Here is a 12,213-nt window from a genome sequence, read left to right on the forward strand (position 1 = left end):
TTACCCTCCCATAATCATTTGGTCAAGACGACCTCCTGCCGGAACCATTGGCAGTACATTTTCGTCAGCAGGAATTCGAATCTCCACGACTACAGGCCCATTTACGGCGAAAGCCTTTTGAATGGCCGTGTCAACCTCCTGAGGATCCGTGACTCTTAGACCGACGACACCCATTGCTTCCGCTAATTTCACAAAATCCGTATGACCCTTCAGGGTAGAATGAGAATAATGTCCATTGTAGAACATCCGCTGCCATTGGGCCACCATACCGAGGACCTGATTATTAAGAATAAATACCTTTACAGGCAAGTTCAAATCCGCCAACGAGGATAACTCCTGACAGTTCATCATAAACCCGCCGTCCCCTGTAAAACATACTATCTGACGGCCGGGACATCCCACTTGAGCTCCCAAAGCCGCTGGAAGTCCATATCCCATGGTTCCCAAACCACCGGAGGTGAGCAGAGTCCGGGGATGTTTATACTCATAAAATTGGCTGGCCCACATTTGGTGCTGCCCAACATCCGTGACGACCACAGCATCCTCTGCCGCATAATGACTGACTTGCTGGATTAAGTGCTGAGGCATAACCAACCCTTCCCGTGGGACATAGGTCAGAGGATTGCCCTTTTGCCATTCATCCAATTGTTTCTGCCATTCCATATGGGCAGTCATCCATGATTCCGCAGATCTTTCTTTCACTTGATTCAACAGAGCCGGTATAGACCACTTTAAGTCCCCTATGACACGTATATTGGCGATAATGTTTTTATTAACCTCAGCAGGATCGATATCAAAATGAATCACTTTCGCCTTTGAAGCGAAATCGGCAACAAGGCCTGTAACCCGATCGTCAAAACGCACACCCAGACCGATCAGCAAATCCGTATGAGTGGTTGCCATGTTGGCTGCATAAGTTCCGTGCATGCCCACCATACCGTAATGTTGTGGGTGTTTATCGGGAATACAGCCTAAGCCCATGAGGCTGCTTATGACAGGGGTATGGGTGTATTCTACCAATTCCCTTAAGGCAGGAGAAACATCGGCCAGATTCACTCCCCCGCCGACAAAGAGCAGCGGTCTTTGAGCTTTGCCCAGTTCCTCTGCAACCCGGGCAATGACCTGGGAGTCTCCTTCGAAAATCGGGCGATATCCCCGCAAATGGACGTTATCAGGATAATGAAAATCCAGCTCTTTAGCAAAAACATCTTTAGCAACATCGATAAGGACGGGACCGGGCCGGCCGGTGCGGGCGATATGGAAAGCCTCTTTAAACACTCTGGGCAATTCATCGACATCTTTAACAAGATAGTTATGCTTTGTAATCGGCGTGGTAATTCCTGTTACATCTGCTTCCTGAAAGGAATCCCGTCCGATGAGAGAAACAGCCACCTGACCCGTAATCGCCACCATGGGGATGGAATCCATATAGGCTGTGGCGATCCCAGTAATTAAGTTCGTAGCTCCCGGTCCTGAGGTGGCAATACACACTCCCACCTTCCCGGTCGATCGGGCATACCCATCGGCAGCATGGACTGCACCCTGTTCGTGTCGGGTCAATATGTGAGGAAACTGAGTCTCATAAAGTGCATCATAAAGCGTTAAAACCGAACCCCCAGGATATCCGAAAACAACTTCAACATTTTCCTGCTTCAAGCATTCAATGACAGCTTGAGCTCCTGACATCCTCATACACCCACTCCTCCTTTATTTTCTATTTAGAATGTATTATAGTACAGAACTTAAAAAAATGCACTATATAATATTATAAATTAAGGAAGAAATTTATTGGCATACTTTCTGCTCGTGTAATAAAAATTCCGGGAGCCAGCCCGGAATTTTTAGGTTTATATTAGATTATGCAAAAACAGTTGGATTGCCAAACATTAAGGATTTAATATTTCTTTGAGGATTATGCTTTGGCGCGGGCAGGTTTACCACCCCTCTTCGGCTTCATCCTTTTCTTGATCTCGACTAAGATCTGGCTGGCATTAAAGATGGAGGAATAAGCTCCTGCTACTACACCGATCATCATGGCTAAAGCAAACACTCTGGTTGATTCTCCGCCAAGGATAAATATAGATAGAAGGGAGATAAGAACCGTCACTGCAATCTTGATCGAACGCCCCATCATCTGCCAAATGGATTTATCCACCATATCCTCAAAACTGTCCCCTCGTTTCATGCGAGGTTCGTTTTCACGGATCCGGTCAAAAATAACTACGGTATCATTGATGGCATAACCGAAAATGGTCAGGATGGCGGCCACAAAGGTAGAGTCGACTTCCCATTGAAAGAGGGAGAATACCCCGACTGTAGTGATCACAGCATAAAGTAAGCCCAAAACACCTGACACAGCATAGGCAAATTGGAAGCGGAAGCTAATATAGGCCAGTATTAAGACCGCTGCAATAGCCAGGGATAAAAAAGCGTTCTTGGTCAGCTCTTGACCGATGGCCGGTCCGACCTTATCCTCCTTAAGGGATTCTCTATCTAATTCCCCTACCTGAGTCTGCAGCGCTGTAAGAAGTTCGTTGCGCTGTTCTTCTTCCAGAGCGGAGGTCCGGATCAAGGCCGCGGTATCATTATCGGAAAGCTGCACCGGTCCTTCCAAACCTACGGAGGCCATGGCCTCGGTGATTTTCTCTTGGGTCACCTGTTGATTGAATCTCATATCAAGCATGGTCCCACCGGTAAAGTCCACCCCCAGGTTCAGCCCTCGGGCGAAAAAGGAGATGAAACTGATCGCAAGGATAATAAGAGATATTGCGAACCAAACGTGCCGGTGCTTAACCACATTAAAATAGAAAGGGATGGAATTTTTAACCTCTTCATAGGTTGCCGCATGAGCCGCAGGAGTTGAGGCCGTGGTTTTCTTGCCGGGATTATTGTTTTCAGACATTAGCCTTCCCTCCTTACGCCAAACCAGGCAGTATTCATACGTGGATTAATAGCTACTATCCAGCGCAAAAGCATCCGAGTAAAGGTAACCGCAGTAAAGAGGCTGGCAAAAATACCGATACCCAAAGTAATAGCAAATCCTTTAATGGAGCTTGTGCCCAGGAAGAAGAGGGTAGCCGCAGCAAATAAGGTAGTAATATTGGCATCAAAGACGGTCACAAAAGCACGGCTGAAACCAGCTTCCACTGAAGCGCGCAGGGATTTGCCAAGGCGCAGTTCTTCCTTGATCCGTTCATAGATGATGATGTTTAAATCCACCGTCATACCAATAGAAAGAAGAATCCCCGCTATCCCCGGCAAAGTCAGAACCGCACCGAATCCCTTTAATGCCCACAGTACGAGTAAAGTAAAGACGACTAAAGAAATATTCGCAACAAGCCCTGGCAGGCGATAGAGTACGAACATAAATAAAATGATAAACCCTAAAGCCACAATACCGGCATTAATGCTCTTGCTCAGGGAATCTACACCCAGTGAAGCTCCCACGGAACGTTTCTCTGCAATACTTAAGCTCACAGGCAGAGCGCCGGAACGAAGCAAAACCGCATATTGAGCAGCTTCTTCCAGAGATGCGTACCCAGTGATTTCTGCTTGGCCATTGACAATAGGTACCTGAACTACAGGATTTTGCAGGAGCTGATCATCTAAATAGATGCCGATCTGCTGTCCAACACTACGGCTGGTCACATCAGCAAATTTCTTTGTTCCTTCTGGAGAAAAGGTGAGTTGAACCACATAACTGGATTGTCCTTGCCCGGCACGGGCATCCTTCAAATCCGATCCCTCAATAACCACGTTCCCTTGTGCATCTTTAAACGTCAATTTAGCTGTGGTTTTCAAAGCTTCTACCGCTTTATCCGGATCTTGAACTCCAGCTAAATCCACAATAACCCGCTTTTTATCTAAATCAGTCTGAATGACCGGCTCAGACAATCCCATCTCATTGACCCGTCTCTCAATGATGCTTTTGGCCTTTTCAACATCCTCGGCCGTAACTTGTGTACCATCTGGACCTGGTTCAGCCTGCAGGACAAGGTGAACTCCTCCACGCAGATCAAGTCCCAACGAAATTCCCTTTTCCGGGTCCGTAAGGGGTTGGATTGAGAATACTACCGCGATGACGATCAGCAATATAGTTGCTGTTAATTTCAGGATGCTTCCCCTTTTCATCTTTTTTCCTCCCTTAATATTTACCTGGGACTTGCCCATGCCAGATTTAATTATAATCCTCGCCTATTCACGCTGTCAACGAAAGGTCAATTTTAAAGCAGCTTTACTTCATTGATTTTAAGCTCAAATTGAGTGCCCAGGAAATAGGCTGCCCTACGGCAGAGGAGCATGCGGGCTAAGAATATTTCGAAATAATCCATAACAGGACAAATCTTGGTATTGATGGTAATCTCCAAGGCAATTCTATCCTCGGGATAAACCCTCAGAAAAGAGTGTTCCACTGCATAGTTGACACGGTCATGAATATCAAAGGTTGCGGGTTCTTGGTTTCTTATCCGCGAACGATGCACGTCGGATTTGTCCGCCAAAATTAATGCTGCGGAAATTTTGCTTACCGGATTGCCGTCGCTCTCGTCGTGGTTGCCGATCGCTCCAATGACGATGGCGATTTCTTCAGGAGCCATGGCATGGCGTTCCAGAATATGAGCGGCCAGAATCGCACCGGACTGTGCATGTCCCGCCCGATTGATCACATTACCAATATCGTGAAGATAAGCAGCTACCGCCGCGAGCTCGCATTCACGTTCCGAGTAACCCAATTTCTCCAGGATATTATAAGCGATACTGGACACCAAGCCCACATGTCTTAGACCGTGTTCTGTGAATCCGATGGCTGCTAAATTTTTGTTTCCCCCTTCGATATATCCCTGAACGATTGGGTCCGCTTTCAGATCAGCTATAATAACTGGCTTCACGAAAATCCCCCCAGACTGTTTGTCTCTATCTTATCTAATCCATTTGGATAAGTCCTTTTTCCTGAAGAATCCTTAACCGGTAGCAATTCATTCCCACATGACCCAAATCTTCCAGTAAACCATAATTGGCTACAGCACCGACCACTGCTCCGATTCCCGGCAGCATTTGAAGCATTTTTCTCAAGTCAATGGCATCTCGATATTCCACCTGGAACTGCTCCCAATCGAAGAGTTCCATGGCTTTTAGTTCCGGATAGTCTTTGACTGTTTCGTCCCAATGGACCAGTTTATGGAACACCCCCGGGCGTTTCTCCTGACTGGAAAAAGCCAATTGGAAGACAAAAAGCAGATATAACCGTTCCTTATAGCTTTCCGTGGAATAACCATAGATATGGGCAAGTTCAAAAAGAAATTTCATTTTAATAGCGATCAGAGCAGGAAAATCCGCTATACCCAGTATGATTCCTCCGGCCCCTGTTCCAGCGCCTTCCGCCGCCGCCACTCGCTTATAATTCTTTAGCAATTCCAGGGCCTTCTGATCCCTTTCCATGAGATCGGCGTTTTTAATGGGCTTACCTTTGGGCATATATTCAAGACCAAATAGTACCCCTCGAACCAGTCCTTTGATGGTAACGGTCAGGGTATCAAAAAATTTCTTAGGGTAGAGTTCATTGACTTTACTTTGAATTGCTTTCGATCCCTTTTCCAATAAACCCGGTGGGCGCAGTATTTTCTTTTGCCACCGCAGTAATTCGCTTTGGATATGTTCTTCGTAGGTCACTCCCATCCCCCACCTGACATAAAAATTTATTTTGAACCAAAACTAAATTCTTAAAATCAATGAAATAAGCAAGTAGATACTTCCACTTGCTTATTCGTTCCTCTATATTGTACCCGTAATTAGGTCGGACATTCTTGTGAGCTTGCTTATTCAGCGGTCTGCCCTTGCTCAACCACTTCTTCTTTTTTCTCTGCTTTATCCTTTTTATCTGCTTTCTTCTCTTTTTCCACGACAATTTCACGATTTTCTACGGAACCCACACCGTTCTTGGTCACTTCAATTTCCACTTTATCAGCAATTTGAATAATCACTGAATCTTCCTTGACCTTACGGATCTTCCCATAGATTCCACCGGCGGTTATGACCTTATCATTAACGCGCAAGCTATCCAGCATAGCTCGTCTTTGCTTAGCTTGTTTTTGTTGTGGGCGGATCATGAAGAAATACATAATACCAAAGAAAACTACCATGTAAAGAAGAAGTGTCATTGTACCACTTTCCATAAATTTATTGTCCCCCTTTTAATTTGTCCCTTATATTTTCCCATTATTCTGGAATAACTTATTCCCCATTGTGTCCAAGAAATCCTGCCTATTGAGCAAATTATTTCAAATATCCGTACTCATAGAAGAACTTCTCCCGATATTCAGGGAGGCGGTCTTCTCTGATGGCAGTCCGAATCTCAGCCATGAGATTGGTTAAGAAACGCAGGTTATGAATCGTCATCAGGCGCAAGCCCAAAATCTCATCCGCTTTGATCAAATGCCTTAAATAGGCTCGGGAGTAATTTTTACAGGTGTAGCAATCGCAGGTGGGATCGATCGGTGAAAAATCATGGGCTGACTCAGCGTTTCTTACCACAAGCTTTCCATAACGGGTAAGAGCGGTTCCGTTACGTGCTATTCGCGTGGGAAGAACGCAGTCAAACATATCAATCCCTCTCATCACTCCTTCAATCAAGGCATCCGGCGAACCTACCCCCATCAAATAACGGGGCTTATCTTTAGGCAGCAGAGGAACCGTATAATCCAGGACTTCATACATCAGCTCCTTAGGCTCTCCAACACTCAGCCCTCCTACGGCATAACCCGGCAAATCCAATTCTGTGATTTCTGCCGCGCTTTGCTTGCGAAGGTCCTCGTACATGCTTCCCTGGACGATTCCAAAAAGGGCCTGCCGGTCCGTGGTGGTCAAGGTCTCCTGGCAACGCTTAAGCCACCGGGTGGTACGCTCCAAAGAAGCTTTGGCATATTCCCGGGTGGCGGGATAAGGGGTGCATTCATCAAAAGCCATAACGATGTCGGAGCCCAATGCCATCTGAACCTGGGTCGCAATTTCCGGACTTAAAAATTTCTTTGAGCCATCCAGATGAGAACGGAATTCCACTCCCTCTTCAGTGATTTTGCGCAAATCACCGAGGCTGAATACTTGAAAGCCGCCGCTATCGGTAAGAATCGCCCCGTCCCAATGCATAAAGGAGTGAAGACCCCCTGCCTCCCGGATGAGCTCATGACCTGGGCGCAGAAAAAGGTGATAGGTATTGCTTAATATTATGCCCGCTCCCAGGTCCTTTAATTCCTCAGGGGTCATAGTTTTTACCGTGGCCTGGGTTCCCACGGGCATGAAAACAGGGGTTTCGATCACCCCGTGAGGGGTATGAAGCTTGCCGAGGCGGGCACGGGTACGGGAATCTTCCTTGAGAATTTCTATACGAACTGCCAATGCGTTCACTTCCTTTATTACAATATCATCATAGCATCGCCAAAGCTATAAAAGCGGTAGCCCCCTTCGATGGCGATATGATAAGCTCTGAGAATCTCTTCCCTGCCGGCAAAAGCACTTACCAGCATGACCAGGGTGGACTTGGGAAAATGAAAATTCGTAATCAAGCCATCGAGAATTTTAAAGGTGTAGCCCGGATAGATATAAATGTCGGTCCACCCTTCTTTCCCTTCGATCCGGCCATTTTCCTTAGCCACGGATTCTAAGGTTCGGGAAGCCGTGGTTCCCACAGCGATAACCCGGCGCCCTTGGCCTTTAGCGCGATTGATCCGCTCCGCCGCCTCATGGCTGACCCGATAATATTCTGAATGCATGGCATGTTCTTCCACATTGTCCACTTTGACCGGACGAAAGGTTCCCAGCCCCACATGGAGCAGGATCTCAACGATTTCCACCCCTTTATCCTTTAAGCGCTCCAGCAATTCCGGAGTAAAGTGGAGACCGGCGGTGGGAGCGGCGGCGGATCCGCTTTCTTTAGCATAGACGGTTTGATACCGCTCCTTTTCCTCCAGCTGCTCAGTAATATAGGGTGGCAAGGGCATATTCCCCAATTGATCGAGCACCGATTCAAAGACTCCCTCATAATCAAATCTCACAAGCCGATTGCCATCGGGTAAAATCTCCATAAGTTCTCCCCGCAGGAGGCCTTCTCCAAATACCACAGTCTGCCCTGCCTTTAACCGTTTGCCGGGCTTTATCAGGGTCTCCCACACATCCTTTTCCCGGCGGGTAAGGAGTAAGCACTCAATTTTTGCCTGGGTATCCTCTTTTTCACCAATCAATCGGGCGGGGATGACCCTGGTATTATTGACCACCAGGACATCTCCCGCCTGGAGCAGTTCGGGAAGTTCCCGGAACACATGATGCTCAATCTCTCCGGTGGAGCGATTCATAACCATAAGGCGGGAAGAATCCCGGGGTTCCACCGGGTGCTGAGCGATACGATCCACGGGCAGATCAAAATCGAAATCCTCTAATTTCAAAATGATTCTCCTTTGTGCACTATAAATAGTACTTGATTAAATCCATCTGCTGGTAATAAAATTTCAGAATTTCCCCATAGGTATATCCTCGTTGAGCCATATGATAGGCTCCCCATTGGGACATACCCACCCCATGCCCCCAGCCACGGCCATTAAAAACAAAAACATCATAGGAAGCGGGAAACTCCCGAATCCCCTGAGCAGTGCTTAAAATACGGCCTAAACGGGGTCCGGAGCCAACCTCCTGGGCTTTTTGCTTATCGACCAGCCCGCTTAGGCGGGAGGGAACACCCAATTCCTTCAGATCGAAAGAAAAGAGGGGTTCATCACCAGGTATCTGCTGCACATTAAATAAGTTGCCCAGAAAGGCTTGGACGGTGATGGGCTGGCCATAGGGATAAAATTTCTGCACAAAAGCCCTGCCGCCAACCTCATGAACCTTACCATCAATGTCCCGTATACTTACCTTTTTTACCCTACCTGAAGGGAGTTTGTCAAGTTCAATTTTGGCAATGGGACCCATTTCGAAGGCCTGCCCCAGAACATCCGCCCCAATAATAAACCGCCAGCGGTCGGCCGGGCCTCCGATTCCTTGGGAGAAAGGATCCGGCTGGGAGGTAAAATGAGGATCCGGATTAGACCAGACATTTTCCGCCCGTTCTGTATAACCGCCATTATGAGAAGAATAAAGGGCATCAATAGGCTGGTAGGTTATGGAATCCACCATGATTTCTCCCCGCGTAGCCTCTACGGCTTGGTTGGCCGTACCTTCGACATTCCTTCCTAAATAAGCCTGATCATAATCAGGAGAATCCGTAATCTGAGATGTAGCGCGGGTTTTTCTTACCATATAGGTTCTAGCGGCTACAGCTTGTGCTTTAAGCGCCTCTAAACCGTCGCCCGCCCAAGAATTGCTCATCTCGATGGGTACCACTCCTTTGAGATAGTCCTCCTGCTCCACTCGATTGATAAGCTTACAACCGCCATCCTCCCAACGTATCCTCAGGCTCCCCCGATAGCTTACCTGTTGGCCATCCGGAGTTTGAACAAGGAAAGACCCATACTCCCCTTTCCGATTCAGCTCCAGCTCTTTTCCCCTCCAAATCTGAAACGGATCATAGTTCTTTTTCAGAGCGGGAGACCAGCCTCCCCAGGTAAGCTCAAGAGCAGAGCCCGCTGGAAAAGGGGTCTCAATCTGCTTATCCTTATCCACTTCTTTAAGAGTATAATTTCCTTGCTCCACCTGAACTTTAATCCATCCGGCCTCTTTAAATTTCCATACTAACTCCACGTCGATTTCTTTCGCCTGACAAGGGGCAGCCTGCAGAACAAAAGCGACCATAAGCAAAAAGAATACCTTCTTGACGGGAAAAGACAATCTGTCCGAGAAAGGCAGCAACTCAACCACCTCACAACTCTTTTCAAACAGATTGCCCGTTTCAGGTTTTATCTATTCCTGCACCTTAACCTTATTCGTCTGCACTATCAAATAAACTGTCCTCCTGCCCACCTTCTTTAGATGAAGGATTTAGAGGAATATTGAGATGTTGATAGGCACGAACAGTGGCTACTCGTCCCCGGGGTGTCCTTTGAATAAACCCTTGTTGGAGTAGATAAGGTTCCACCACATCTTCTATAGTCTCAGCCTCTTCCCCGATGGTTGCCGAGAGGGTTTCCAAACCCACAGGACCTCCTGCGAACATCTGAATGATGGTAAGGAGGCATTTCTGGTCAATGCGATCCAGTCCCGCAGGATCAACTTCAAGGCGGTCCAGGGATTTGCCGGCCAATCCTTCAGTAACCAGACCATCTTCCCAGACCTGGGCATAATCCCGAACCCGTTTCAAGAGACGGTTGGCTACCCGCGGGGTTCCCCGCGATCTCCTGGCAATCTCCGCCGCTCCCTCCAGGGTAATCTGAAGATTTAAGATTCCTGCGGCCCGGGTAATGATCTTGATCAGGTCTTCAACTTCGTAAAACTCAAGACGGCTGATGACTCCGAACCGATCCCTTAAAGGTGAAGCTAATTGTCCAGCCCGTGTGGTTGCTCCCACTAAGGTAAAGGGCGGTAAGGTGAGACGGATGGACCGGGCACTGGGGCCTTTGCCGATGACAATATCCAGGCACCCGTCCTCCATGGCGGAATAGAGTATTTCTTCAGTGGTACGGCTTAAACGATGAATTTCGTCGATGAACAATACATCCCTGGGTTCCAAGGAGGTAAGTATAGCCGCTAAATCTCCCGGTCTCTCAATAGCCGGTCCCGAAGTGGTTCGAATGTTTACCTCCATCTCCGTAGCGATAATATTGGCCAGCGTGGTTTTGCCCAGACCCGGCGGCCCGTAGAGAAGGACGTGGTCCAGAGCTTCTCCCCTGGCCAGGGCAGCTTGAATAAAAATCTGCAGATTATCCTTAACCTTAGTCTGACCTATATAGTCCGCCAGCCGATGGGGTCTGAGGACTTCTCCCTCTTGATCCCCTGGAAGCTGCTGGGGAGTTATCATCCGTTCTTCCATAACTTTTCTCCTCTATGTTAATAATCCCTGAAAAACCGGCACCCCTTTTACTTTGAAGCCGCAAGGGATCGAAGGGCTATCCGCACCTGCTCCTCTGTACTTGCTTCCCGGACTGAATCCGGAAGGGCTTGGAGTGCCTTCTTAGCTTCCTCCTGACTAAACCCTAAAGCAAGGAGAGTTTCCATAGCTTCCGAAAGAGAAGCAGCTTGGGGTAGGATAGCTGAGCCCTCTGTCCCGTCGGAGGAGAGGCCCCTGCCTTTGAACTTCTCCTTCAGCTCTAAAATCAAGCGCTGTGCCGTCTTTTTGCCAATACCGGGAACCTTGGTCAAAAGAGTAATATTTTCACTGGCGATAGCGCTCTCTGTCTGACCCGTGCCTAAAGTGGACAGGATCGATAAGGCTGCCTTGGGTCCAATGCCCGATACAGAAAGCATCAATAAGAAGAGTTCTTTCTCAGCCGCTGAGGAAAAACCATACAGAGCCAGTTCATCCTCCCGCAAAATCACATGAGTATACACGATAAGCTCGTGACCGGAATGTGCTTTGGCTAAGAGTCCATGAGGGGCCGATAGTTGATATCCCACTCCCTGAACATCCAGAATCAATTTATCCGCTTGAACTTCCCATACTTTTCCTCTAAGCATTCCTATCAAAGGGATCCCCCCATTCTATTGAGCAAATTCACACTATGGGCATGGCATATGGCAATGGCTAAAGCATCCGCAGTATCATCCGGTTTCGGTATCGCTTGAAGGCCCAGCAGGGCTTTAACCATCTGTTGAATTTGTTGTTTATCCGCTCTTCCATAACCTGCAACAGCTTGTTTAACCTGCAACGGGGTATATTCATAGACGGGGATGCCAAATTGAGCTGCAGCTAATAAAACAACTCCCCTTGCCTGTCCCACGGAAATAGCGGTTGTAGTATTGCGGTTAAAAAAGAGCTCTTCAACAGCCACATGGTGAGGCTGTTTTTCTTTTATGTATCCCTCAATCTCATTGTAAAGCATAAGCAGCCGCTCCGGCATGGGTGTATGAGCCGGTGTACGCCAACAAGCATAATCCACGGGAAATAAACGATTTCCCTTTTTTTCAATTAATCCATAACCCATAATCGCGGTTCCTGGATCAATACCTAATATAAGCATAAACGCCTTCCTTTCTCTCTTCATTAAGATTCGACAGGAAGACGATGTATTCCTTGTGTGGGAGCGTATTTAAGAAATACCAAAAAGAGTTCTACGCGGATTAAACAGCGCAGAACTC

12 protein-coding genes are annotated in these 12,213 nt (G+C 47.6%); all 12 read right to left on the reverse strand.

The annotated features are described in order from the left end of the window. Entirely contained in the window at positions 1-1,692 is a 1,692-nt protein-coding gene (gene ilvB / locus DESPCE1_RS0115155) for a biosynthetic-type acetolactate synthase large subunit (protein ID WP_014794810.1), read from the reverse strand. A 220-nt stretch (positions 1,693-1,912) separates the two neighbouring features. After that, positions 1,913-2,902 carry a protein translocase subunit SecF gene (secF, locus tag DESPCE1_RS0115160; RefSeq protein ID WP_014794811.1) on the reverse strand — a complete coding sequence of 330 codons (990 nt, stop codon included), beginning with the start codon at positions 2,900-2,902 and terminating at the stop codon, positions 1,913-1,915. After that, positions 2,902-4,131 carry a protein translocase subunit SecD gene (secD, locus tag DESPCE1_RS0115165; protein ID WP_014794812.1) on the reverse strand — a complete coding sequence of 410 codons (1,230 nt, stop codon included), beginning with the start codon at positions 4,129-4,131 and terminating at the stop codon, positions 2,902-2,904. Before secD ends, secF begins: the two co-directional genes overlap by 1 nt. A 92-nt stretch (positions 4,132-4,223) precedes the next feature. Then, entirely contained in the window at positions 4,224-4,886 is a 663-nt protein-coding gene (locus DESPCE1_RS0115170) for an HD domain-containing protein (protein ID WP_019850947.1), read from the reverse strand. 34 nt (positions 4,887-4,920) lie between these two features. Then, on the reverse strand, positions 4,921-5,667 hold the full coding sequence (locus DESPCE1_RS0115175; protein ID WP_014794814.1) for an EcsC family protein: 747 nt from the start codon (positions 5,665-5,667) through the stop codon (positions 4,921-4,923). A 146-nt stretch (positions 5,668-5,813) separates the two neighbouring features. Then, complete coding sequence (gene yajC / locus DESPCE1_RS0115180) at positions 5,814-6,170, reverse strand: preprotein translocase subunit YajC (RefSeq protein WP_014794815.1); 357 nt, start codon at positions 6,168-6,170, stop codon at positions 5,814-5,816. A gap of 100 nt (positions 6,171-6,270) precedes the next feature. Further along, positions 6,271-7,389 (reverse strand): tRNA guanosine(34) transglycosylase Tgt, encoded by a 1,119-nt coding sequence (gene tgt / locus DESPCE1_RS0115185; RefSeq protein ID WP_014794816.1) that lies wholly within the window; start codon positions 7,387-7,389, stop codon positions 6,271-6,273. 17 nt (positions 7,390-7,406) lie between these two features. Beyond that, positions 7,407-8,432 (reverse strand): tRNA preQ1(34) S-adenosylmethionine ribosyltransferase-isomerase QueA, encoded by a 1,026-nt coding sequence (queA, locus tag DESPCE1_RS0115190; RefSeq protein WP_019850949.1) that lies wholly within the window; start codon positions 8,430-8,432, stop codon positions 7,407-7,409. 19 nt (positions 8,433-8,451) lie between these two features. After that, positions 8,452-9,831 (reverse strand): SpoIID/LytB domain-containing protein, encoded by a 1,380-nt coding sequence (locus tag DESPCE1_RS0115195; RefSeq protein WP_019850950.1) that lies wholly within the window; start codon positions 9,829-9,831, stop codon positions 8,452-8,454. Between the two features lie 70 nt (positions 9,832-9,901). Further along, entirely contained in the window at positions 9,902-10,948 is a 1,047-nt protein-coding gene (gene ruvB, locus DESPCE1_RS0115200; RefSeq protein WP_019850951.1) for a Holliday junction branch migration DNA helicase RuvB, read from the reverse strand. A 47-nt stretch (positions 10,949-10,995) separates the two neighbouring features. Next, a complete protein-coding gene (gene ruvA / locus DESPCE1_RS0115205) occupies positions 10,996-11,601 on the reverse strand; it encodes a Holliday junction branch migration protein RuvA (RefSeq protein WP_019850952.1) in 606 nt (201 codons plus the stop codon). Next, positions 11,598-12,095, reverse strand: coding sequence for a crossover junction endodeoxyribonuclease RuvC (gene ruvC / locus DESPCE1_RS0115210; protein WP_014794821.1), 498 nt, complete (start codon positions 12,093-12,095; stop codon positions 11,598-11,600). Before ruvC ends, ruvA begins: the two co-directional genes overlap by 4 nt. Between the last annotated feature and the right edge of the window lie 118 nt (positions 12,096-12,213).

The organism is Desulfitobacterium sp. PCE1, assembly GCF_000384015.1.
Classification (GTDB): domain Bacteria; phylum Bacillota; class Desulfitobacteriia; order Desulfitobacteriales; family Desulfitobacteriaceae; genus Desulfitobacterium; species Desulfitobacterium dehalogenans.